This window comes from Shuttleworthella sp. MSX8B, assembly GCF_000524295.1.
GTDB lineage: Bacteria > Bacillota > Clostridia > Lachnospirales > Lachnospiraceae > Shuttleworthia > Shuttleworthia satelles.
Genome location: NZ_JAQT01000024.1, coordinates 1 through 25043 on the forward strand (window position 1 = coordinate 1; position 25043 = coordinate 25043).

Below are 25043 nucleotides of genomic sequence, written 5' to 3' on the forward strand. Positions count from 1 at the left end.
CGAGGCCACTTTTGTGGATCCTAATATTTCCGAAGAGGAGTTGGAGTCCAAGTTTAAGCCCAACACCAAGCTGGTCTTTGGAGAAGTGATTTCGAATCCCTCTCTGCAAATCCTGGATATTGAGAAATTTGCAAAAGCTGCCCATAAGCATGGGGTGCCGCTCATTGTAGACAACACCTTTCCTACGCCGGTCTTCTGCAGACCCTTTACATGGGGAGCAGATATTGTCACACACTCCACGACAAAGTATATGAATGGCACAGCGAATGCTGTCGGCGGCGCCATTGTGGATTCCGGCAATTTTGATTGGACGAAGTACAGTGAGAAATTTCCCGGGCTGACAAGCCCCGATGAGACATACCATGGCACCGTATATACCAAGAGCTTTGGAAAGGCGGCATATATTGTCAAAATGACAACGAACCTGATGCGCGATCTGGGATCCATTCCCTCTCCGCAAAATGCCTTCTACCTCGGTGTCGGACTGGAAACCCTGCACTTGCGAATGGAAAGACACTATGAAAATGCCCTGGCTCTTGCCCGGCATTTAAAAGAGCATCCTAAGGTGTCCTGGGTTTCCTTCCCCGGTCTGGAAAATGACAGCCAGTATGCCCTGGCTAAGAAATATCTGCCCAAGGGATCCTGTGGTGTGATTTCATTCGGTATTGCGGGCGGCAGAGAGGCAGCGGTTCAGTTCATGGATTCTCTTACGTTAGCCGCCATTGTCACCCATGTGGCGGATACGAGAACCTGTGTCCTGCACCCGGCATCTACGACACATCGGCAGATGAATGATGAGGAACTGATGGCAGCCGGTGTATCCCCGGATCTGATCCGTATGTCTGTGGGGATTGAAGATATTCGCGATATCATTGCAGATGTCGACCAGGCTCTTGGAAAATAAGAGGAACATTTTGCTGCTTTTTAGTTGAAAATTCCATCACCGATCTTGTGTGATTCTGCGGAGGGAAAGGATGAAACTGTCAGCGTCTTGCTCTTTCTATCTCAGCACAGAATGATTTAATCAGTGGTTAAGAAAATAACCCCATAATTAATAACCGCTCAATATAAATGCGGTCTTTACCGCTATATAATTGAGACACAAGGAGGTCGATGGTATGCAGATCAACGAACAAATCAGGAAATATAGGAAGGATGCTGGCCTGACCCAGGAGCAGATTGCAAATTATCTGGGCGTATCTACACCTGCCGTCAACAAATCAAATCAGTGAAATGATTGAGAAGATGATTTCTCAATTTGGACTGTGGCAGTATGGGAGCGCCGTTCCCCGCCTGCAAATAGCACTTTATGAGAAAGACAAGCAAAAAAGCCTTGCCGCAATAAAAGAAATTATGAGGGCGGTAAACACTCCGTGGGCCATATCGGATTCCCCGGTGTTCTATCGAATTGCGCATGAAACCGTCAGGAATGTTTGGAAATCATTTATTCCGATGTTTATTGCTGAATTAAGAACCAACGCGGAGTACGATTTTCTACGAGATGACTCGGAGTTTCAAAAGTATCTGGCAGACTTTGATGAAGATAAGGTCATCCTGAATAACAAATAAATAGTTGTGCCTGACACAACGGCACAGTGTAAGAGCATGCGGCATATAGAAGGAAGTGTGAATTTTATGGCACACGGAAAATCAATAGAATTGTTCCTTGTCAATGGAACGGTCGACAGCCTCATCATAGCGGAATTATCAAACTGGAGTGGTAAAGCCATTAAGATTCCACGTATTGAGGTCGCTTCTTGTAATCGTGAGGATATAGCGCAGGCAGGAGTATATTTCCTGTTCTGCAAAGAAGATGATAGCTCTGATTCTGTTTATATTGGTGAGGCAGAGAATGTAAAAGAAAGACTAATGCAGCATTTACGTGAGTACCAGTCTGAAAAAGAAAAGTATTATTGGAATACAGCAGTTGTTTTTGTGGGAAGAGATCTGAATAAAGCGCTTATCAGATATCTTGAAAATCGCTTTGTGGAGATTGCCAGAAGCAGCAATAGATACACTGTACTGACAAAAAACACATACCGAAACACAGTAATGAAGGAATCTCAGCTTGCAGTTATGGAGGAATTTATCGACAATGTTAAAGTTTTGATAAATGCACTGGGATATAAGGTATTAGAGCCATTTTCTCAAGCGGATTCGCCAGAAAGTAAAATGGATGATGAGACATTATCTTTATCTACCGGTTCTGCAAGTGCATATGGGAAAGTGACAACAGAAGGTTTTGTTGTCTTTGCAGGAGCCAGAGTAAACGAAAAAACTTCAGCTAAGTCATTAAGTGCCGGTGCACAAAAAATGCGTCAGAAGTTCTTTGAATCAGGGAAAATAGAGAACCTGGTTACTGCTGTGGATATTTTGTTCTCAAGTCCATCTGCGGCAGCTGATTTTATACTTGGATATAGTGTAAGCGGTCCTCAGACATGGAAGACAAAAGATGGGCGAACACTGAAAGACATTGAAAGCAGTCAAATAAATTAAGAATTTACCGATTGAAAGAGCCATGACCCAAGATATATCTTGTCGTAGTCATTAATTTTTGCCTTGCATGTGCAGAGAATCCAGTAGCTTAAGCACATGGCTGATATCCTCCCTGCGCCTCCTTGTTTTTTCTCTGTGGATGGCCCTTTTATAGCGATCTGTCCCTTTTTGGGGGACGGATTTTTCTGCGTGTAAAGCAGATCTTTGGGAAGTAACACAATCCCCATCATAGGACAGGGGGAACTGAAATATGGCGCCAAGAGTGTTTTATCAGTCGCTGTCAGAGTATACTAACAACATAAGGAATCAATAAAGGTTGTTATTGTAAATCAACGCAGAAGGGTGAAGGGGGATTTACAAATGGCAAGGAAGGACTCGGAGAAACAGAAGAAATTCATGAGCCGTGTGTTTCGCGGTAAGGAGATTTTTAAACCGCTGAATACGGGCTGGATCGATGAACATGTTGCCTGCGTGAGGGAATGGGTTGCGAATATTTTCTTCTATACGAAGAATGGCAGGACAATTATGATTGATGCCGGATACAATTACGAGCGGCTGGGTGAAAAGATGGGATGGCTGGATATAGATCCTGCGTCCATTCAAAATATTCTCATCACCCATCAGGATACGGACCATGTTGGCGCCCTGGAAGAGGACAGTAATCTTCTGTTCAAAGACGCAACAGTATATCTCAGTGAGATAGAAAACCGCTATCTGACCGGCCGAGTAAGACGAAAAGTACTCTACGGCTTTTATAAACTTCCCATGGTGAAAATGGATAACAGGCGGGTTCTGCTGACGGACGGGCAGGTCATTACGATTGACGGAATCAAGATAGAATGTATTCTGGTTCCCGGTCATACCTGGGGGCACATGGTCTATCTGATTGATGATCAGTACCTGTTTGCGGGCGATACGATCTGGTTTGGCGCGGACGGGGGCTACAGCTTCATCAGTACTCTGGCGGAGAGCAATCAGCTCGCGGTCAAATCGCTGGCTGCGCTTGAAAGAAAGCTGAAAAGAAGGACAGGAACCATAAAGATTATCACCGGCCACACGGGCTGGACGGACGATTTGGAATTTGCCTTCCGGCACAGGACAGAACTTTGCGCCCCGTTCAAGAAGCGTATGCATGACCCAAATGCGCCCTATGACGGATACGAAGAGGAAGGGGATACGGAGCAAAATGCGCGCGGAATAAGGCTTATCAAACAAATTGATTATGCGGCAAAGCGGTAGCGTATATCCATCTTTTCCCAGTGCTCATCTTCGATAAGAAGATTTCCATCTTCTGTGGAAGCGAAGCCGCATTGAGGACTCAATGCAGGCTTTAAAAGATACAATAAAGAATGAAATGCGGTGAAGAATATGCTTGACTCTGTACCTGGTTCATGGTCTATTCTTCAGGGGAAAAGAGGAGGAATCAGCATGCTTGAACGCAGAAAAAGGAGAATCGAATTGACGTATGAAATGACTTCTTTTAAGCTGTAAGATCTAAAAAGATGAGAACATCTTAAGAGCATGTATTATCATAGAGGCGGAGGAAAACGAAAAAATGATCTTATACATCGCTACCGGAGTTGCTTTTCTGCTGCTGCTTCTGTCGATATGGCGGGACAGCCGCAGCCTTTTAAATCCTGCCCTCTTGATTATCAGCCTGCTTTTTGCTCTTGTGTCAGTAATACAGCTTAGCTATCTGTCCGGGAACAGCAATTCCTATATGCTGGCTCTGATGGTCTGCTTTTTGGGAATTCCCTTTTTGATTTTTCTCAGCGGCATATTCCTCGTTTATAACGGGATTGTCCTATTGAAGCGTGAGGGTAAATCTAAGGCGAATTTTCTTTCGCTTATTATGGGGATTCTGATCTTCGCCTTTTTTGGAGTGATACTGATTCGGGCATATGGGAGCAATCTGTATTTTTATCAGAATCACTGGATCAACATTTTTTTTATCTTTTTTGTTTATTCCTATTTGATCTTTGGCTTTGCATTTGCCGGTTTTATGCTTTATTCCATTTTGTATCTGCTGATTCCAAAGCGAAAGCACTATGACTTTATCATTATTCATGGCGCAGGTCTCTTGGACGGAGAAAGAGTGACGCCTCTCTTAAAACGCAGGATCGACAAGGCGGTAGAGGCATATAAGAAGTCTAACAATCCCAATATGAAGCTGATTGCGAGCGGAGGTCAGGGGCCGGATGAGAAGATTTCGGAGGCGCAGGCGATCTTGAATTATTTGCTGGAAGAAACAGATATTCCGAAAGAGGCGGTTTTACTGGAGGATCAATCAAAAACAACCTATGAGAACCTGCTGTTTTCCAAGCAAATCGGAGAGAAGCTGGTGGATCAGCCCCGCTTTTTATTTGTGACCAATGATTATCACGTGTTTCGCACGAGCACTTATGCCAAGAAGATTGGAATCAGGGGAGACGGCCTGGGCTGTTCAACGGCAGGCTATTATATTCCATCGGCATTTATTCGCGAATTTATTGCTCTATGCGTGAAAATGAAATGGATGTTTGTCGCTTTTTATGCGGTCCTTTTTGTGGCACTGCTGATTTCTTATCATGGGATTTTGTGGTGAGATGTTTGCCTGTCTGTAAGGTTCCGAAGCATTGACTTCGGCTGTGTATCTGACCCTTTAAGGAAACGCTGAGGGTGACAGGATTTCGTCGAAATGGTATGATGAGCCTGTAACAAAGGGGATAGTGGAATGATACGGAAACGGATATCAGGATATCAATGATCATGTATGGTATCTGGATTAGATTGCAGCTGTGATATGTGAGTGATATCTGACGTTTTCTTACATTCCTGCTCATGCAGGGAGGTGTCTATGCTGCTTACGACAACAGAGGCTATTGAAGGCAAGGAACTTATGACGCTTGGTATGGTTAAGGGTTCCACCATCCAGACCGTCAACGCTTTTAAGGATATCGGCGCCGGTTTTAAGACCCTGGTTGGCGGAGAACTCAAGAACTACAACAAGATGATGGCAGAGGCGAGAGACAAGGCTGACAGCAGAATGATTGAGGAGGCAGAGAAGCTGGGGGCAGATGCAATCGTCGGAGTTCGCTATGCTTCTTCTTCGATTATGCAAAGCGCGGCAGAGATTATGGTTTACGGTACGGCTGTAAAATTCAGAGTCTGAGCCTGCCGCCTCCCAGCCTTGCCTCTGGCTGGCTCCGGGCCTCGCGTGCACAGGATTGCCATGAATATGAGGGCTGACTCCATACTCTGTCTGCGTGTTTTGATGTATGCACAGAATGTGAGGTCAGCTCTTTTGCTGTAAAAGGTTAGAAAAAATATAGCAATGAGAATATGATGTGGGAGACAGAGGGCAGAGGAAGCCGGTGACCATCACAGATCAAAGCCGTGGATAAGGGTACTTGCGAGAAAGTGAGAAGAGAGAGGGAGAAAAACGTGCATCCATATTATGCTGAAAACAGGGATAAGCTGAAAAAAGACATGAATAAGCTGCTTTTTCTGATCCGCCCTGAGCTGGAAGAAGCCAGCAGAAGAAAATATGGTGATTTGTTTGCCGAAATATGGACCTATTATGAGTCGAAACTGCTGGAAAGGTTCCCGTATATCGGCGGAGAGCATGTCAGCGGCACACGTAATCTGACGGGTGCATACTGCTTTGTTGCCATGGGTGAAGTACTTCAAAAATACGGCGTCGATCCGGAAGAAACGGGACATCTCATGGTGATGAGCTATGAGCGTATGACTATGAAAATGCCGTGGATCGTCCGGAAAAGCATAGGTAAGTTATGCGGGAACACAAGGCTTTTGAACAAGATATTTAGGAAAAAGGACGCCAAAAATGCTGCCAATGCAGCGAAAAACCCTGGCAGCTTTGAAACAAAGACACAGATCCCGCCGGAAGAGGGATCTGATTTCAGCTATCACAACCTGGTCTGTCCGCTGGCTGATTTTGCAAAGCAGTACGGATATGAAGCATATATGCCCTATCTCTGTAATCTGGATTATGTCATGTTCGGCGTTCTCGGTGTGCCGCTCTTTCGCGAACATACCTGCTTTGAAGATGGCGATTTCTGTGATTTCAGAATAAAGCTTGGCGAAAAGCCGATGGAATATTGGCCGCCCGTATTCACACAGGGAAGGGGGTATAAATAAAGATGTACAGTACTGGTGCTGAAATCAATTATCATTTGAATGTAAAAGCTTTTTGACATGTTTTTCAGAGATGTCCAGGCAATTTGATAGATGTCGGAGGATGACTGCTTTAAGATTTATATAAAAGAGGGGGTGAGGCAGATGGATATTGGGAGCAAAATTCGAAAGTCGCGAGTGGATGCAAAGCTCACACAGGAGCAGGCGGCAGAAGCCCTTGGCATCAGCAGACAGACCATATCCAACTGGGAAAACGAGAAGTCGTACCCGGATATTGTCAGCGTACTGAAGATGAGCGATCTTTATCAGGTCAGCCTTGATTATCTACTGAAAGGAGAATCCTCAATGAGCAGTTATATGGACTATCTTGACGAGAGCACAAATCAGGTAAAAAGCAGACGTCGCTTATCAGCATTGATAGTGGTTTTATCTTATTTGACTATCTGGACCCTGGCGATCTTATGGTTCTGGTTTTCGCCGGATGAAACGGGAAAAGCCATGGTCTATGCCTTAGGTGTCATATGGATTATTATTCCGCTGACGACCTTTATTCTCTCTCTCCTCATTGGCGAAATGGACTTATGGGGAAGGTGTAAATGGTTTGCATCGATCGCCTTCGGCATCATGTACATGCTGCTGGCATATATGAGTTTTAGCTTGGCGAACAATATTGCGACTGGAAAAGTGAATGAGCCGGATTGGACGCTGCTTCTTGTCGGAGCGGTTATTTCTCTTCTTGGCATAGGGGTTGGACATTTGATTTCTATCCTAAAAAAATAATATGAAGGGTGAACTTTTGGCAATTGCCTATGACGCGTCAGGGGAAAAAATGGATCAGCATTTGGGGCAGGCGCCCACAAATACGAGTAGGATTGCAATTCACCACCATCAAAAAAAGGATAAGGAAGGTCTAAGGTCATCTCCCCTCATAGAGATTGTCTGTTATAATGGGATCGTCCGTTACAAGAGATGCTTACAAGGGAGAATCAATGGAAGAGCAGAAGAAGAGAAAGACCAGAAGAATCGGCGGAATACTCAAGAAAATACCGCTGACTGTTAGGGTTGTCTTTTTTTTATGTATCATGGCTTTATGCATCGGGATAGGGGCCTTGGTTCCCACGAAATTCATGCACAGGGAAACGGTGTTGGATTTCGGCTTTAAGGATGTGGGCTTTCTTGTGACGCAAGAGTGGTATGGCAGAGTTTTAGAGGATGGTTCCAAGGAAAGAAAACTCTTTGATTCCATATCAATCCCCTTTACCAAAAGCTATCTGATATTCAGTCTGGATGTTGAGGTCTTGGCAGGGACGAATTTTGAGGAGGTCGAGTATAAAAGCAAAAAAGATGCAGAGGGGAACAATATCATAAGCATAACTTTGCCCCATGCAGTGCTCTATAAATCATATGAAGTAAAGGATTCCTTTGTAAGCTACCTGGATCAGGAGAGCTGGTTTACAAATATCAGTGCTGAAGAACAGCAAAAGCTAAAGGATGCCATTGTCAAAAAGGGAGAGGAACAGGCATTACAGTCAGGGGTATTGGGGAAGGCGGATCAGAATACGCAGAAGGTGATTGTCAACATGATCAAGAGCAATGAGTTGACAAGAAATTACAAGGTTGAGTTTGAATATAAATAAGGAGAATCATATGGATAAAATAAAGGGAATTCTGCTTAAAATACTGCTTGCTGTGGGTGTGGTGGCAGGTTTATTTTACATCTTCTTGTTCCTGACAAGATGAGAGAGGAAACTTAGCAGATTCGGAGAAATAATCGAGAAGAAGGCTATAGCCGAGTATCATTGCGAGAATATACAGCAATTGGAAGATAGCCCTTTGAGAGGGAAGAGAATCCTCTTTCTGGGTTCTTCCGTGACAAAAGGGGCCTGCGCACTTAATCAGTCTATGGCGGATGATATTGCTGCACGCGATGGTGCGGTAGTCACAAAAGAAGCCGTAAGCGGTACAACACTGGCAACAGTAAAAAAGAACAGTTATTTGGAGAGAATTGGAACAACGAGGATATCGATTTACAAACAAGAAGTATTATCACAGTCGTAGCGCTGATGGCGCAGGGAATCACGGACTCTTCTCTGAGGTTTCATCTTCAGAATGCAAAGAATCATGGTGTGACGAAGAAGGAAATCGCAGCCATCGTCACACATGTTGCATTTTATGCAGGATGGCCGAAAGCCTGGGCTGTATTTCATCTCGCAAAGGAAGTATGGACGGAGGAATAAATAATGCCCCGGCGTCAGAAAAGCGCATAGTATGATATCCTCAATTGGTGCATAATCGTAAATAAATATAGAGGATAATCGTCAATATAGAGGAGACGAGGTCATTTTGTACCGGAGTCATAGTATCCACGCTCAGATAGCTGCTGTTCATGTATAGAGATGAGGGCGGGCGATGAAATATCGAGGGATCTATTGGACGCTGTTTGCGCCGATGATAAAAAAGAGTATTGCAAAGCGCTTTGACCGAAAACTGGCTGACCGGTCGATCCGCCAGGGCAAAGAGGAATACAGGAGGCTTCTCTCCCGCGCGGACGATCTGGGCCCCGGCAACCCGATGGCGGCAAACGCGTACTTTGCCTATGCTTTCGCGGCGGCATGGCTGGGAAGCGGCAAAAAGATCAGCCCTGATGAAATGGCTCATGTGATGATAGATGTGCTGACAAGTCCGCTTCTTCGAACTTTATTCGGAATGATAGATCTGAACAAGTCACCGAAAAAATGGTACAGGAGCATGAAGAAGTATGAGACATGGTATCGGGAAAGGGGGAAAGAATATCCGGTCAATTGGGTCGTACACTTCAATGAGGGACTGCACAGAGATGGCAGTTACTATTATTTTTCCCGCTGCCCGATCTGCGAATTCTGTGAGAGGGAGGGAATTGGTGAACTGATGCCCGCTCTCTGCGCGACAGACGAGGTCATGCTGCGGCTCCAGCATGGAAGGCTTCATCGGGAACACACGATCTCAAATGGTGACGGCATCTGTGACTATTGGATTGTCGGAGATAAGGTCACGGATGAAAAGTGAGGATACCGAAGGAATGGAATTTGATGCTTTTTGAAGAATAAACTTGACCCTCCACCTGGTTCATGGTCTATGTTTTAAGGGAATCGAGGAGGTATCAGCATGTTTGGACGCCGAAAAAAGAGAATCGAATCCATGATCAGAAGACAGTGGGGCTGTGATCCGAGGGACCTGCCAACAGCTTATATGATAGAGGATCGAATGAAATCGATCCGTATGTATCAAGAGGAGTATGGACAGGACGGGATCGATGCGATCACATGGTCTGATCTTGAAATGGATGAGGTCTTTTACAGAATTAATAACACACGAAGTTTTGTCGGAGAGCAGGTGCTCTACCGACAATTGCATGAGCCCGGGACAGGGGAAAGGCAGCAATTATTTTCAAAATTGGTTTCCGCCTTTGCAAAGGATGAGAAAAGGAGGCTGGTATTTGAGAGAAAATTCTGCGGAATCGGGAAAAGACAGAGCAGCTACTTCCTCCCATCGATGTTAAAAATGTTGGACGACCGGGGATGGGCCGAATTGGTATTTTATCGACTTCTGCAGCTTTTATTCATCTGCGCTATTTTGGGGACGTTTCTTTTTCGCCTTCCACAGGCAAGTTTTTTTCTGATCCTGATGGTGAGCTGCAACCTGACCATTTATATCATAAAAAAGGAAAAGCAGGAATATACATTTTACAGTCTGTATGATGTGTGCGTGATTGTTAAATTTTGCCGGTATCTTGAGAAAAACTGGCCATTGGATGACGTTTCATGTGCAGAAGAAATCAGAAAGGACTTAAAAAAACTGAGGAGGGTGGAAAAGGCGGTAGGCGGTTTTTCGGTGCGAAAAGCCTTTGAACTCAACGATCCAAATAATTTCCTGCTCGATTATCTCTTTGGGATCACGCTGATCGATTTAGTAAGCTACATTAAGCTGTCGCGGGCTATTTTAGGAAATGAAGAGGCGATTCTGCATTTATTTGATCTGGCGGGGACGGTGGATTCTGCCATCTCTTGCGCTTCCTTTCAAAAGGGAATGAAATGTGGCTGTCATCCGACTTTTACAAAAAAAGAGGAGATTTGCTGTGAGGATCTGCTGCATCCGCTGCTCAGAGATGCGGTTGGAAACGACCTTGTATTGACAAAAAACACAATCATTACAGGGGCAAATGCGTCCGGGAAATCAACCCTGATGAAGGCCCTGGCAGTCAATGTGATTCTCGCGCAGACAATTGATTTCTGCACCGCTTCGAAATTTGAAATTCCCGAAATGGATGTGATGTCATCAATGGCGATTCGCGATGATCTCATCTCAGGGGAAAGCTATTATGTTCGTGAAGTCAAATACATGAGGCGAATGGTAAAAAGATTAGAGTCGGGTAAAGTGGTTTTATTTGTCGTAGATGAAATCATGAAGGGGACCAACCAAAAAGAGAGACTTGCCGTATCAGAAGCCCTATTGCATTTTTTCTCAGATAAGACTTGTTTTATCATAGTGGCGACGCACGATCATGAACTGGCGGAGAGAGTCCGCGATGCATACAAGTGCTATTATTTTGATTGTTTTTATGATGAGGGAACGATAACATTTGACTATAAGATAAAAGCGGGGCTTGGGGGAGAAAGCAATGCGATCCTCTTACTGGAGCAGTTTGATTTTCCTGAGGAAGTCCTTAGTGACGCGAAAGAGATCCTGAGCCATGAGGGGGATTTATGAAAATAGGAGAAGTGGCAGAAAAAACGGGATTGGATATCAGCACCATCCGTTTTTATGAGAGGAAGGAACTGATCGCACCTGCAAGAATAAGCACTAACAGCTATCGATCTTATACACAAGAAGATATCAAGTGCCTGGATACGATAGTACTGTATCGGAAAATGGATCTTTCACTTGAACAGATTAGAAATCTCCTTCAGAAAAATGCCAATTTGCAAGGTGTATTAAAAGAGCAGATAAATACACTCAAGGAGGAACGAGAGCACTTGGATGGAGCACTTAGTCTGTGTCAAAAAATGATTGATGATCAGGCAAATATATCATTTGATGTAAAATACTATCTGAATTATGTCAAAACAAAAGAGGCAGAGGGAAGAAAATATCCTGATATCATGGGAGTTATCGATCGTGCGGTTGAGCAAACAGATATTGACGGATATCTGGGTCTTCCAATTTCGGTATATTTCATGAGATATACATGGGTGAGACGTCTGTTCGGAATGATCTCTATCTTATTCTTGACTGTTTTCCCTCTGGTTATGATTGCGGAGTGGTGGATGAGATGGAGACACAATCAGACGGGACTTCTCTCGATTTTGATTTGGGTTCTTCTGATGATTTTCTTTTGGGGGATTTCAATTGAAATTGTCCGAAGAGGAAAAGGCAGCAAGCCCTGAAAAAATGTGTGTTTTTCTGACGGGGTTTTTGTGCTGAGATGATTGAGGCAGATCTGAGATGAGAACAAGAGAAGAGGCCATACAATACGGACTGACCTTTGACGAAGCCTATGCGGATAAGCCTTTTCCCAGGGCGGACTGGCAGCTGATCCGAGTGAAGACGAGTAAGAAGACCTTTCTGGCTGTCTACGAGAGAAATGGACTTGTCAACATCAACGTCAAGGTGGATCCGAGCTGGCGGGATTTCTGGAGGAATGCCTATGCGTCAGTTCTGCCGGGCTGGCACCAGAACAAAGAGCATTGGAACACCATCCTCCTGGACGGGAGCATTCCGGAGCAAGAGATCAAGCGGATGATCGCGGAGAGCTATGACCTTGTGACGGATTCTCCCGCAAAACGTATTTATCAGGCGGTCAGGGAGATTCCCGCGGGCCATGTGGCAACTTACGGACAGGTGGCGCAGATGGCGGGAAATCCTCGGATGGCACGGGCGGTCGGAAATGCCCTGCACAAAAATCCAGATCCGCTGGGTATTCCCTGTTTTCGCGTGGTCAATGCCCAAGGTGAGTTGGCAGGAGAATTCGCCTTTGGCGGGGCAGGACAGCAGGCTAAATTGCTGGAGAGAGAGGGAGTGCGTGTAAAAGATGGTCGGGTCGATCTGAAGAAGTATGGAATTCAGGTGAAGAGAGACCTGACTTGACAGTGCGATACAATGGTTCTATCTTTTTCTTTGCGTTCGTAGAATGGGTTTTTGTGAGCAGTGACCGGCGGTCCGGATCGCAGAGATGCAGAGGCGAAAAGTCGGATGGATATGAGTAGATAGTGTGGAGGAGAGGACTGCTTGTGACGGAATATCAAGTGGAAGATCTGATTCATGAGGCGATGAAGGCCAGAGAAAGGGCCTATGCTCCTTACTCGAAGTTCAGGGTCGGAGCTGCCCTTCTCGCGGACGGAAAGATCTACCAGGGCTGCAATATTGAAAATGCCTCTTATGGCGCAAGCAATTGCGCCGAGAGAACCGCTGTCTTTGCCGCGGTCGCTGACGGAGCCAGACATTTTCAGGCAATTGCGATCACGGGGGGGAAAGAGGAAGAGGCGGATGATGCAATATGGCCCTGCGGGATCTGCAGGCAGGTCTTAAGCGAGTTTGCGGATGAGAATATGCAGGTGATTGCCGCAAAGAACGAGAGGGACTATCAGGTCTGTTCCCTGAAGAAGCTTCTTCCCCATGGTTTTTCTTCGGACGCCTTATCCGAATCGGCAGAGCGATAGGTGTTTTCGGGAAACGTCAAGAATCTATATGAAGCGATAGGTATTTTTATGAAAAGACAGGCATCTATGCGAAGTGACAGGTATTTGCAGGAAACAACAGGTATCTATGAGAAGAGATCAGTTTTTGTATGAGATGCAGGCACTTGCCTGATTGGAAGAAAAGAGGATCAACTGACAGATGTATCAGGAAATCATACAGGGACTTTCCGTCCCTTTTATTGGAACAACTGCCGGCGCGGCCATGGTCTTCATCTTAAGAGGGAGCATGACCGTGCGGCTCCAGAAGATTCTGACCGGTTTTGCCGCCGGGGTCATGACGGCAGCCAGTTTTTGGAGTCTTCTGGCTCCTGCCATTGAGCAGGCGGAGTATTTGGGAAAGCTAGCCTTTCTGCCGGCGGCGATCGGCTTCATGATTGGCGTCGGCTTTCTGCTTTTGCTGGATTATATCACACCGCATATGCATATGGATCAGGTGGAGGAAGGACCAAGAACCGGCTTAAAGCGCACAACCAAGTTGATCCTGGCGGTGACCCTGCACAATATCCCGGAGGGGATGGCGGTCGGTGTGGTCTATGCCGGCTGGCTCTACGGAGACAATCAGATTACGGCGGCAGCCGCTTTCGCCTTGGCCCTTGGCATTGCCATCCAGAACTTCCCGGAGGGAGCCATTGTCGCCATGCCCCTTCGGGCAGAGGGAATGGGGAAGATAAAGACCTTCATTTATGGGACTCTCTCCGGTATCGTCGAGCCCATTGCGGGGCTGATTACTCTTGTCGCGGCCGGTTATGTGGTTCCGGTGATGCCCTATCTGCTCAGTTTCGCCGCGGGGGCCATGATCTATGTCGTTGTCGAGGAACTGATTCCGGAGATGTCCGAGGGAGAACACTCCAATCTGGGAACGGTTTTCTTCTCCCTTGGTTTTGTACTCATGATGATTCTTGATATTAGTTTTGGATGATCCGAAGAGATGGATTATGATGTATCGATCAGGAATATGAAGTTTACCTGTATTTCTGTCTGAGGAGGGAGAAATGAAATTTACAGTTACAGCGCTGGTCTTTGTTCTTATCACGCTCGCAGGCGCGTTTTTCACCATTTATCTCTATTTTAAGCTACTTGGCACAGCCAGACGGGGCGGAGACTTGCCCCGATGGTTTTATCAAATCGGACACGCCATCAAGGGGCGGGAAATCGAGTACTCGGAAGATCTGCTCGACGATTGTGCTGTTAAGGAGGCGACCTACTATATTCTCGCTTTCCCTCTGGGAATGGTTCTTGTCGTCGGCTTTCGTCTCCTGCAGGGAAATCATCTGTATGAATCCATTCTTTTTGCCCTGCAGGCATCCTTCATTATTGCTATTGTCATTCAGGTGATGAAGTCCGTCTTTCGCCTAATGCTGCTTTTGCTGGGGCGTAATAACTCTGACCATGTTTATGCTTCTTCCAAGGCTGTCTGGGGCATGGGGTTTCTAGCTTCCTTTACTCTGACCCTGACCATGTCCATAATCGGCCTTCCTGCGAAGCCGGTGCATTTTCAGTTGCAGGACAAAGACTATACGGCAGGACTTTCCAGGGGGGCTGACCTGCTTAACGATGGGTGGACACTCATGGATACGCATAGCAAGATACAAAGAGGAGCCGGGGATATCATTCGAAATGAGCGAAAGGATCATTTCTATTATGGACAGGCAATGGAAGTCCTGCGGGACGGTAAGAGTTACGGGGTTGTCAACCTGACACCGCCCCTGTCTGATGAATCTCCTCTTGAGGATTGTCTGCTGACCTCCTACACCGTCCGACCGGAAAATGACGGATGGGAGGAGGTCTCGATTCAGGGAAGAAAGATTGCGGGGTTGAGGCAGACAGATTATCAGGAGAAGTCACTGGCGGACTTCTTTCATGTGGAGTCGGCGGATACCAAGAGCCGTGTGAGTGAGGGAACTGTTGACGTATCCATGCAGAATCATGACTATGTGCTCTTTCCAAGATATACGATCAAAGGCAGCTTTCAGGCGGACGGAAGCCCTTACAGATATACGGTGTACTGTCAGCATACGATCTGGGAATGAAGAATGCAGATGACAGTCACTGTCGGCGTCGCCAGCTGTTCTGAGCAAGAGCGGGCATATGGGGATTGGAGTTGACTATGACTTTTTCGCAATACGGGCAGTGAAAAGTGGCTGGCCGTTTGTTCCGTCCATCAAAGATCATGGCTGCTCCTGTCGGCGGTTGTTGTTTTCAGATAATGTTAAGATAAAGAAAGCCTTCGCTTAAACTTCAAGGCTTTTTCTTGCGTTATACTAACTGACAGCGTGGCAAGAATGAAAGTATCAAATCCATTGGGGAAATGACATGTTGCAGGGAATCAACAGAAAAAATAAGCAGGATAAGGACAGGAGGGAAACGGTCAAAGAGGGTGAGAGCCAGGGGGGAGAACTCTCCTCAATCGTCGGGAAGAAAGTCAAGAAGAAGAAACAGCATTTTTCCTCCTATCTCAGAGTTGTCCCTCAGCTCCTGGAGTACAAGCTGATTGCCTTTGTTCTCCTGCAGGTAGTTGTATTTGGTCTGAAGAAGCTGGGAATGCTCCTGATCTATTCAACCGGCCGTGTCGCGGTCACCAGCGGAGATTACCGCTTTCTTTTTCGTACCTGGCAGGGCTGGCTGATTATGCTGATCACCTTCCTGGCATTTTTCTTTGCCATGTCTGTAGATATCAATGGAACCTTTCTTCTGTCCGTCAGACTTCTGCGCAAGGAGAAGGTGCAGATGCCTTCTCTTATAAGGGAGACTTTCGCGTCAATCCCCAAATTTGTCAATAAACATGGAATTTTGCTCTGTCTCTACGTCGCTCTGGGGGCCCCCTTTTTAGGTGTCGGATTCAATCTGACGCTGACCAAGCACTACTATATTCCAAGCTTTGTGGTGGATGCCATTCGGACAAGCCCCCGCTATATGTGTATCTACGTAGCGATCATGGCTTTTTTAGTCTTCTTTGGGGTGAGAAATACGCTGGCCTTTCCCTATATTCTAGTGGATGGAAAGACAGCCCATGAGGCAACAATCCTGTCACATCGAATGATTCGGAAGAAATGGAGGCCGATTGCCAGTCGTCTGCTGATCTTCACTCTGCAGCTGGTGGCCTTGCTTTTGCTTCTCTCTTTTTTGATTGCCCTGCTTGGGACACTGGTGACCTCGATTACTGGTTTACCGCGCTATCTTAATCGTTTTATCTTCATTTTTACATATGGGGGAGGCGTGCTTTTGCTCATCTTTTTCGTCTTGTCTTTCCCGGCCATGGAAGCCCTGGAGATCACCCGGATTTTTATGAACTTTGACGCGAAAGAGGAGATTTTCTTTGAGAAAGAGCTTCCAAAACGCTCCTTCCTGCCACTTCGCGTATGGAGTTGCTGTCTGATAGCTTCTATGCTCTTTCTTTCTTTCCTGGGGACTCTCTTTTTCGATGAGCTCTTCCCGGCCAGAACAGACACGAAGATTGTGGCGCACAGGCTTGGCGGATACGCAGCGCCGGAGAATTCCCTTCTGGGCTTTGACAGCGCCCTCAACCAGTCTGCGTATGGGTTTGAAACCGATATCCAGAGGTCAAAAGACGGGGTCTATGTGATCAACCACGATAATACTTTCGCCAGGACATGCGGGGTCAACCGCTTGGTCTCCGATATGACCTGGGAGGAAATTCAGCAGTTGCGGATTGCAGATCCGACAGGCAAACCATCCGGCCAGCATCCTCCATCACTGGAGGAACTTCTGGATCACGCCAGGGGCAAGGGGAAACTTTATCTGGAATTAAAGGGGCCGACAGCGGATCTGAAGATGGCGGATGATGTCAGCCGCATGGTTCAGGAAAGGGGAATGACGGATCAGTGTGTGATCACCTCGCTCAAATACAGCCTGGTAGCTCATGTCTATCACAAATACCCCAAGATCGAGACCGGCTATATTTATTATTTTTCTTTTGGGGATAGGGCTGCTCTGGACTGTGATGATATGATTATGGAAGAGGAGGCGGCCACAGAGTCCGCGATCAATACCGTCCACAATGCGGGGAAGAAGGTGCTGGTCTGGACGGTAAATTCGCCGGAATCGGCCTACCGCTTTATGGATTCTGATGCAGATGCGGTGATTACAGATCAGGTCTCTATGTGTAAGGATGTCGAGAAGGGGCTTGAGGCCCGTTCTGATACAGAGAGAGTCATTGATTATTTGTCCAGAGATCCGCTCTTCGGGGTCAATATCTCTCAGCCCATTAAGCTGGGAGGGATCCTGCAGGCAAGATAGCAAGCCGGGGCAGACAAGAGAAGACAGAGGATTTTATGGGCCGAGCAGGGCGAAAACGGACCCTGGATGAAAGCAGAAAATGTATCGGAGTGTGAGGCAAAGACTGGAGCTGGTTCTAGGCTTTGCCCGCACTTTTTTTGCCCTGTTTTCTCTGATAGAATAATAGCCGCGCGCCGCTTGTATCTGTCTGCCGGATCCCTTGCGGCAGACAATGTCGGGACGGCTTGACCATAAACAGATCAGTTGAGATCAAAGGCGGGTGATCACATGGAGCAGGTAACATTGGGACCGCAGGATCGATCCGAAGTTCTGCGCTATCTGGAGTACCGGGGACAGGAGCTTCCGGCAGAGCTGACAGACCAGGTGGATTACTGCATGGATCAGGTCAACCGGGCAGCTGATCCCCGTTGCCTGATGAAGATCTTTTCAAGGAAAGACAGGGATGATTACCCTCCCGAACTTGCATTTCTGACCGGCGAGGATATCAGGCGTCATCTGGACGGCTGTGAAGAGATTATCTGCCTGGCGGCTACGCTGGGAAGCGGGATCGACAGTCTGCTCCGAAAGACGCAGATCAGAGATATGGCGGATGCCCTCATCATGGATTCCTGCGCTTCTACCCTGATAGAGGCAGTCTGTGACTCGTTAGACGCAGAACTTCGAGCTCAATATCAGAAGAGGGGGAAGTATCTGACATTTCGCTTCTCACCCGGATACGGAGACCTGCCCATCGGCATCAATTCTCAGTTCGCGGCTCTGATGGAGAGCCGACGGATCGGCCTTACAGTCAGTGCTTCCGGGATTATGATCCCCCGCAAATCGGTAACGGCGATGATCGGTGTGTCCAGGCAACCGAGAGAGAAGAAAAAGAAATCATGCGCGGCCTGTAACCTGAATGGTTCCTGTCGCTTTCGAATGAATGGAGTGACCTGTGGACAATAAGATCATTGTATTGGACGGAGGGATGGGGACCATGCTGCAGGCGGCCGGTATGCCGGCCGGTCAGCATCCGGAGGTCTTTGGTCATCAGCATCCCGAGATCGTTGAACAGATTCATCGCCAGTATATTGAGGCGGGATCCAATGTCATCTATGCCAATACCTTCGGGGCGAATGCCAGAAAGCTGCAGGGCTGTTCGATAGATACAAGGAAAGCCGTCTTCTCGGCGATCCGGACGGCCAAAAGGGCGGTCCAAAAGGCGGCAAAAGAGACGGTCAGAGTTGCTTTGGATCTCGGCCCGGTTGGAGAACTCTTAGAACCCTTGGGCACGCTCTCTTTTGAGGAGGCTTATGAAATTTACAGAGAGGCAGTTGTCGCCGGCTATGAGGCGGGAGCCGATCTGATTGTCGCAGAGACCTTCACAGATCTGTTAGATATCAAGGCTCTGGTTCTGGCAGCAAAAGAGAACACTCCTCTGCCTGTCTGGACGACAATGACTTTCGAGCGGTCCGGACGAACCTTCACAGGGACAACCATTGCTTCCATGGCTCTGACTCTGACCGGTCTTGGCGTTGATGCCATCGGGATCAACTGCTCTTTGGGGCCTACGGAGATTCTTCCGCTGGTTGAAGAACTGAGGGAGTGGACCCATCTTCCTGTCATTGCAAAACCCAATGCCGGCCTGCCGGATCCGAGAACAGGGGTCTATGACCTGACAGCGGAAGATTTCGGAAAACAGATGCAGGCTTATACCGAACTTGGAGTAAGCGTTCTTGGGGGATGCTGCGGTACAGATCCCGACTACATTCGCTGTCTGGTCAGTCGCCTGAGAGAGGCCGGATATATCAGTGGATGGCAGGATCTAAGTCAGGCATCTGCCGGGGCAGACCGGTCAAAAGTCAGAAAGGGAATCTGTTCCACGACAAATGTCTGTGAGTTCGGCGGGGTCAGAGTCATTGGAGAGCGCATTAACCCCACGGGGAAGAAGCGCTTTCAACAGGCCCTGCGTGAGCACGATATGGAGTATATCTGCAAGATGGCTCTGGACGAGGAGGAGGCCGGGGCAGATCTGCTGGATGTCAATGTAGGACTGCCCGGCGCTGAGGAGAAGCCGCTGATGCTGGAGGTCGTGCGGGCTCTGCAGGGGGTGGTGTCTGTTCCCCTGCAGATTGATTCTTCGGATCCGGAGGTGATTGAAGCTGCTCTGCGCATTTATGCCGGTAAGGCAATTATCAATTCAGTCAATGCAGATGATGCTAAATTGGAGGCTATCCTTCCTGTTGCCAGGAAGTACGGTGCGGCGGTGATCGGTCTGGCTTTAGACGAGGGGGGAATTCCGCAGACGGCCCGGGAGCGTTTTGAAAAGGCGGCCTACATTAAGGAAAAATGTCTAAAAGCGGGCATGGAGGCGGATGACATTATCATTGACGCCTTAACACTGACAGTGTCTGCTCAGCAGGAACAGGCGAGAGAAACCCTGGAGGCGGTTGAGAGAATCAGCAGGGAACTGGGGCTGCACACGGCGCTGGGCGTCAGCAATATCTCATTTGGCCTGCCTGCCAGAGAACATGTCACAGAGAATTTTCTCATTCAGGCCATGTACTGCGGTCTGGATTTTCCCATCATCAATCCAAACATCCTGTCCCTGATGGATGCAGTGGCTTCTTTCAAGGCCCTGTCCGGGGAGGATATTTCCTGCATGCATTATATTGACCGTTTCGCCGGACGCAAAGAGATTAAGACGTCTGTTTCAGACAGCAGGCCTCAGGCTGAGTCGGCAGAAAGAGCCGTCGCCGGGGACGCTTCGAACGGGGAGAGGGGAATATCAGATCAGGGGAAGTCTTCCGTCGGATTGTCCGGCAAAAAAGAAGAGGATTCTTTTAAGACAGCCATTGATCAGGCGATCTTAAAGGGTCTGAAGCAGGAGACCAGAAAACTTGCCGAGGGACTGTTAGAGCAGGGCCTGACCGAGGTGGAGGTCATCAACCGTTACCTGATTTCGGCACTTGACCTGGTAGGAGATCAGTATGAAAAGCAGACCATTTTTCTTCCTCAGCTGATTAATTCGGCCAATGCGGCCTCAGCTGCCTTCGACATGATCAAGGACCGCATTGCAGCCAGAGGTCAGGGAGCCTCCGGCAAAGAGGACAAGAAGATTGTTGTCTGTACAGTCAAGGGAGATATTCACGATATTGGCAAGAACATCGTCAAGGTCATCCTGGAGAACTATGGCTACAAGGTATTTGATTTGGGCCGGGATGTCCCTGCCGGGAAGGTGGTTGATACAGTGGTCGCAGAAGACGTCCGGCTGGTCGGTCTGTCAGCCCTTATGACGACTACGCTGCCCGCGATGCAGGAGACCATTGATCGGCTGCGCGAGGCTTCCCCCCATACCAAGGTCTGGGTCGGCGGGGCGGTTCTGACCCGCGAATACGCCAGGGAGATCGGGGCGGATTTCTATGCGGATGATGCCAGGGAGTCCGTAGAAATTGCCCAGAGAGTGCTGGGCGAGGCTTAAGAGAAGGCCGGGGAATGATCGGGGAAGACACAGCAAGAGAAGGCCGGGAGATGATCGGGGAAGACACAGCAAGAGAAGGCCGGGGAATGATCGAGGAAGACACAGCAAGTGAAGGAAGACAGGAGTGCGCCCATGCAAATCAGAGAGTATCTTAAGGAACACACCCTCCTTTTTGATGGGGCCTTTGGAACCTATTACACAAAACAGTTTCGTCCGGAGAAGGAGGAGAGCTTTTTCCCGGAGTACGTCAACGTATCCAGACCGGACCGGGTCAAGGCGATTCATCGCAAATATCTGTCAGCAGGTGCCCATGCCATCAAAACCAATACCTTCGGAGCCTATCCCGGGATTTTAATGAAAGACGCCGGGGAAACGAAAAAGCTGATTACAGCCGGCTTTTCTCTTGCTGAGGAAGCGCTTTTGAATCACCTGAGCAAGGATGTAAAAAACCGCCCCGAGACGACCGGAGAATTTGCAAAGAGAGCCGGACAGGAGAGATCTGCAGAAGCTTCGGGCGAAGAGGACTACTTTATCTTTGCGGATCTGGGTCCGGCGCCTGGCGAAGAGGAAAAAGAGCGAATTCTGGCTTATCAGATGGCGATTGACTCCTTCCTGGAGACGGGGGCAAGGTATTTCCTCTTTGAGACCCTGCCCGAGGAGAAAACCGTTTTAGAGGCGATCCGCTATTTAAAAGACCAATGTCCCGGGGCCTACGCGATCAGCTCCTTTGCCGTGATGCCCGACGGATTCAGCAGCGAGGGCTGCAATTACAGAGATATGCTTGCGGCGGCTGCAGGGGAGAGTGCGGTCGATGCGGTCGGTCTCAACTGCATGTCCTCGGTCTGGCATATGGATCATTTGATTCGACAGATCCCGGATCCGGGGAAACCTCTGCTTCTGATGCCCAATGCCGGTTATCCGGTTGTCCGCGGATACCGGACGGTTTTCGAGGGCAATGCCGATTACTTTGCCAGAATTCTGGCAAGAGATGCCGGCCAGGGAGTCGCTATGGTGGGCGGCTGCTGTGGAACAACTCCCGATCATATCAGGCTTCTGGCGGATCGCCTGAGAGAGAATCCGGTCAGACGTCAAGGGGGACAAGGACCTGTTTTCAAGGGGCCGGATCCTGCCCTCGGGCAGGATCATGGCAAGAGAAGAGATCAGCACTTATATGCTGTTACAGGAGGTGACGGGAATTCAAGTGACAAGGATTCAAGTGACAAGGGTTCAAGTGACAGTGGTTTAAGCGACAGGGACTTGTCTGTATCAAAAGATCAGGATGCCTTCTACCAAAAGCTCATGTCCGGCAGGAAGGTCGTCGCGGTGGAACTGGATTCTCCCAGGGGCTGTGACATCACGAGGTTCATGGAGGCGGCAGAGAATCTGAAGGAGGCCGGGGCAGACATTATTACCATTGCGGATAATCCGATTGCCAAGGCCCGCATGGACTCCTCCATCGTGGCGGGAATCATTCGCCGGCAAGTCGGTCTGGACGCTCTGCCACATATGACCTGCAGGGATCGCAACCTCAACGCGACGAAAAGTCTGCTCCTGGGAAACTACGCGCAGGGAATCCGCAATGTTCTGGTGATTACCGGGGATCCCATTCCGAGCGCCCGGCGCGATGAGGTCAAGGTCGTCTATCAATTCAACTCCCGTAAGCTGATGGCCTATATGAAGGCCCTCGGACAAGAGGAGGGGACCTTTCCAAGTCCCATGCATATTTTCGGAGCGCTCAATGTCAATGCCAAAAATTTTGAAATTGAACTGGACAGGGCCCGGGAGAAGGTGCAGGCCGGAGCGGTCGGTTTTCTGACCCAGCCGGCGCTGACCACAGAGGCAATCGCAAATATCTGCAGGGCCTCGGAGACTCTGCGAGCAGAGAATTCAAGGATTAGACTTCTCGGGGGAATCATTCCCGTCATCAGTGAGAGAAACGGGCGCTTCATGCAGTCAGAGATTTCAGGGATCGATGTGCCGGACGCGCTGATTGAGCGATATGTGGGAAAGGACCGCGCAGACTGTGAAGAGATCGCGGTGGACTCCTCGCTGGAATTGGCGAAAACGATGGAGGACGCGGTGGACGGCTACTATCTGGTGACGCCTTTTATGCGGGATTATCTGATCCGACGGATTATGGAGCGCCTTCCGGGACGATAGGGACAGAATACAGGAAACGCGCAAGCAGAGGACAAGAAGGTCGCGGAGAAAAAAGATAGCTCAGCGGGCCATAGGAGGCAGAGGTGACTTACATGTCGGAAGAGTTTTCCAGAACCAGACTTCTCTTTGGAGAGGAGAAGATGAAGAAGATAGCTGCGTCCAGAGTCGCTGTCTTTGGAATCGGCGGGGTCGGCGGATATGTAGTCGAGGGGCTGGTCAGATCCGGAGTGTCCCGGCTTGCTCTTGTTGACAGCGACCGGGTCAGCCTGTCCAATCTCAATCGGCAGATCATCGCGACTCACTCCTCTTTGGGCAAATACAAGGTAGACGTCATGCGTGACAGGATCTTAGACATCAACCCCAGGGCTGAGGTAGAGACCTTCAAGTGCTTTTATCTTCCAAAGACGGCGTGGCAGTTTGATTTTTCCGCCTATGATTATGTCGTGGACGCAGTGGATACAGTGACCGCCAAATTAGAGATCATCGCGCAGGCGAGGCGGTGCGGGGTCCCGGTGATCTCATCGATGGGGGCGGGCAACAGGACAGATCCCGGATGTTTTCGGGTGAAAGATATTGCGGAGACCAGCATGGATCCCCTGGCCAGGGTTATGCGCAGGGAGTGCAGAAGGAGGGGGATTGACAGGCTCAAGGTCGTCTGCTCCGATGAGAAGCCTATAAAAACCTGTGCATCTGTTCCCGGATCAACGGTATTCGCCCCCTCTGTCGCCGGAATGATTCTGGCGGCAGAGCTGGTGAAAGATTTGATGGGCGATCGTGTTGATGAAAGGGCTGATTTTAGAGATTGAGGAAAGATCTGATTTTGGGTGACAAATTTTTCTGATACGCTTATAATGTATGTGTCGTGCATGCGATCATTGCTTGAAATTATTGTGAAATATTTTGAATTAGAGACGCAATTGGAGAGCAATTGATTTAGGAAAGGAGACGAAATGAAAAGACACAAGAATATTCTGGCAAGGTCATTTGCCTGGGTTATGGCTCTGGCCATGGTCGGAGGATTGCTTTTGCCTGGGGTAAGGACTGTAGAGGCAGCCGAGAATGTGACGCAGGCGGTCGATATTGACGCTGATCTGAAGCTGGGCAGCGACACCGGGAACAATACGATCACGGTTCAGAAGACGGACAACATGGACTTCGTCGGTGTGATCAATGCCAAGACCATCAAGGATCAGATGGCTCAGATTGAAGCTAATTATCACACGGATGCGGACAAAATCGCCCTGTCCAACCTCAAGACGGGCTTTACGGCCAAGATCACGCTTCCCAATGAGCTGACCTTCGCGTCTAAGGATGCCGTTTTAGACGGAGCCAACGGTTCCTTTAAGATCGAAAGCGTTACGGGAGACGACCACTCCGCTACCGTGACCTTCCGTCTGGTCAATGACGATCAGATCGATACCTTTGCCAAGCTCAAGGCTGCTGTCAACAAGGTGGACGACGAGCTCAAGGTGACCTTTAAGACCGCGAAGTTCAATGGGAACGCACAGGCCAACACGGACTACGAGGTCACAGGCAGCATCTCAGGAAATCTGACGGCGACGGCGACCAACAAGGTCAGCGGCAAGCAGATTAACTTTAACCTGATCTGGAACGGCAAGCAGACCGAGGCAGGTAAGAGCGTGCATAATCCAAGTCAGATCGCCCTGTCCGTAAGGTACGCAGAGTCTACAGAGCAGGTATTCCATGCAGATGTGAAGCTGCCGGGCGATATCCTGGTTGGCGACGAGACAGAGCACAATCAGGTCTATGAGGTCGCTGAGGGAAGCAAGGTTGCCTTTACG

General features: G+C 48.5%; 23 protein-coding genes and 2 pseudogenes. All 25 read left to right on the top strand.

Features of this window, described 5'->3' with window-relative positions:
• The coding region (locus HMPREF1508_RS06205; protein ID WP_044960429.1) for an O-acetylhomoserine aminocarboxypropyltransferase/cysteine synthase family protein at positions 1–904 on the top strand (904 nt) is incomplete at its 5' end.
• A gap of 214 nt (positions 905–1118) precedes the next feature.
• Positions 1119–1220, top strand: a pseudogene (locus HMPREF1508_RS06210) (helix-turn-helix domain-containing protein); the annotation flags it as partial.
• Positions 1221–1233: 13 nt separating this feature from the next.
• On the top strand, positions 1234–1569 hold the full coding sequence (locus tag HMPREF1508_RS06215) for a hypothetical protein (RefSeq protein WP_044960431.1): 336 nt from the start codon (positions 1234–1236) through the stop codon (positions 1567–1569).
• Positions 1570–1635: 66 nt separating this feature from the next.
• The gene (locus tag HMPREF1508_RS06220; RefSeq protein WP_044960432.1) at positions 1636–2496 is read left to right on the top strand and encodes a GIY-YIG nuclease family protein; all 861 of its coding nucleotides are present in this window, start codon (positions 1636–1638) and stop codon (positions 2494–2496) included.
• A 360-nt stretch (positions 2497–2856) separates the two neighbouring features.
• Entirely contained in the window at positions 2857–3735 is an 879-nt protein-coding gene (locus HMPREF1508_RS06225; protein ID WP_044960435.1) for an MBL fold metallo-hydrolase, read from the top strand.
• Positions 3736–4051: 316 nt separating this feature from the next.
• Positions 4052–5080: a YdcF family protein gene (locus HMPREF1508_RS06230; RefSeq protein WP_044960438.1), complete on the top strand. Its 1029-nt coding sequence runs from the start codon at positions 4052–4054 to the stop codon at positions 5078–5080.
• A gap of 252 nt (positions 5081–5332) precedes the next feature.
• A complete protein-coding gene (locus HMPREF1508_RS06235; protein ID WP_006907010.1) occupies positions 5333–5647 on the top strand; it encodes a YbjQ family protein in 315 nt (104 codons plus the stop codon).
• Between the two features lie 224 nt (positions 5648–5871).
• Entirely contained in the window at positions 5872–6636 is a 765-nt protein-coding gene (locus tag HMPREF1508_RS06240) for an L-2-amino-thiazoline-4-carboxylic acid hydrolase (protein ID WP_084640266.1), read from the top strand.
• A 141-nt stretch (positions 6637–6777) separates the two neighbouring features.
• Positions 6778–7413: a helix-turn-helix domain-containing protein gene (locus HMPREF1508_RS06245; RefSeq protein ID WP_084640270.1), complete on the top strand. Its 636-nt coding sequence runs from the start codon at positions 6778–6780 to the stop codon at positions 7411–7413.
• Positions 7414–7622: 209 nt separating this feature from the next.
• The gene (locus HMPREF1508_RS06250; RefSeq protein WP_044960444.1) at positions 7623–8270 is read left to right on the top strand and encodes a DUF4230 domain-containing protein; all 648 of its coding nucleotides are present in this window, start codon (positions 7623–7625) and stop codon (positions 8268–8270) included.
• 265 nt (positions 8271–8535) lie between these two features.
• Positions 8536–8691 carry a hypothetical protein gene (locus tag HMPREF1508_RS10385; protein WP_198015592.1) on the top strand — a complete coding sequence of 52 codons (156 nt, stop codon included), beginning with the start codon at positions 8536–8538 and terminating at the stop codon, positions 8689–8691.
• Positions 8625–8858: pseudogene (locus tag HMPREF1508_RS10805) on the top strand (carboxymuconolactone decarboxylase family protein); the annotation flags it as partial. The gene HMPREF1508_RS10385 and the pseudogene HMPREF1508_RS10805, both read left to right, overlap by 67 nt.
• A 184-nt stretch (positions 8859–9042) precedes the next feature.
• On the top strand, positions 9043–9678 hold the full coding sequence (locus HMPREF1508_RS06260; protein WP_044960445.1) for an L-2-amino-thiazoline-4-carboxylic acid hydrolase: 636 nt from the start codon (positions 9043–9045) through the stop codon (positions 9676–9678).
• Between the two features lie 486 nt (positions 9679–10164).
• Positions 10165–11379, top strand: coding sequence for a MutS-related protein (locus HMPREF1508_RS06265; RefSeq protein ID WP_198015593.1), 1215 nt, complete (start codon positions 10165–10167; stop codon positions 11377–11379).
• A complete protein-coding gene (locus tag HMPREF1508_RS09695; protein WP_049906917.1) occupies positions 11376–12056 on the top strand; it encodes a MerR family transcriptional regulator in 681 nt (226 codons plus the stop codon). The genes HMPREF1508_RS06265 and HMPREF1508_RS09695 overlap by 4 nt, the downstream gene beginning before the upstream one ends.
• 58 nt (positions 12057–12114) lie before the next feature.
• Positions 12115–12756 (top strand): methylated-DNA--[protein]-cysteine S-methyltransferase, encoded by a 642-nt coding sequence (locus HMPREF1508_RS06275; RefSeq protein ID WP_044960450.1) that lies wholly within the window; start codon positions 12115–12117, stop codon positions 12754–12756.
• A 143-nt stretch (positions 12757–12899) separates the two neighbouring features.
• Entirely contained in the window at positions 12900–13328 is a 429-nt protein-coding gene (locus HMPREF1508_RS06280; protein WP_156784538.1) for a cytidine deaminase, read from the top strand.
• 178 nt (positions 13329–13506) lie between these two features.
• Complete coding sequence (locus tag HMPREF1508_RS06285) at positions 13507–14286, top strand: ZIP family metal transporter (RefSeq protein ID WP_006907029.1); 780 nt, start codon at positions 13507–13509, stop codon at positions 14284–14286.
• Positions 14287–14359: 73 nt separating this feature from the next.
• Positions 14360–15397 carry a hypothetical protein gene (locus tag HMPREF1508_RS06290; RefSeq protein ID WP_044960453.1) on the top strand — a complete coding sequence of 346 codons (1038 nt, stop codon included), beginning with the start codon at positions 14360–14362 and terminating at the stop codon, positions 15395–15397.
• A gap of 283 nt (positions 15398–15680) precedes the next feature.
• Positions 15681–17624, top strand: a complete 1944-nt coding sequence (locus tag HMPREF1508_RS06295; RefSeq protein WP_044960455.1) for a glycerophosphodiester phosphodiesterase family protein — start codon at positions 15681–15683, stop codon at positions 17622–17624.
• 267 nt (positions 17625–17891) lie between these two features.
• Positions 17892–18566: a vitamin B12 dependent-methionine synthase activation domain-containing protein gene (locus HMPREF1508_RS06300; RefSeq protein WP_044960457.1), complete on the top strand. Its 675-nt coding sequence runs from the start codon at positions 17892–17894 to the stop codon at positions 18564–18566.
• Positions 18556–21081: a homocysteine S-methyltransferase family protein gene (locus HMPREF1508_RS06305; RefSeq protein ID WP_084640269.1), complete on the top strand. Its 2526-nt coding sequence runs from the start codon at positions 18556–18558 to the stop codon at positions 21079–21081. Before HMPREF1508_RS06300 ends, HMPREF1508_RS06305 begins: the two co-directional genes overlap by 11 nt.
• A gap of 132 nt (positions 21082–21213) precedes the next feature.
• Positions 21214–23241: a bifunctional homocysteine S-methyltransferase/methylenetetrahydrofolate reductase gene (locus HMPREF1508_RS06310; RefSeq protein WP_044960459.1), complete on the top strand. Its 2028-nt coding sequence runs from the start codon at positions 21214–21216 to the stop codon at positions 23239–23241.
• 92 nt (positions 23242–23333) lie between these two features.
• Positions 23334–24047 carry a tRNA threonylcarbamoyladenosine dehydratase gene (locus tag HMPREF1508_RS06315; RefSeq protein ID WP_044960462.1) on the top strand — a complete coding sequence of 238 codons (714 nt, stop codon included), beginning with the start codon at positions 23334–23336 and terminating at the stop codon, positions 24045–24047.
• A 144-nt stretch (positions 24048–24191) separates the two neighbouring features.
• Positions 24192–25043, top strand: an 852-nt coding sequence (locus HMPREF1508_RS06320) for a hypothetical protein (protein ID WP_044960464.1), incomplete at its 3' end; no start/stop codon positions are given.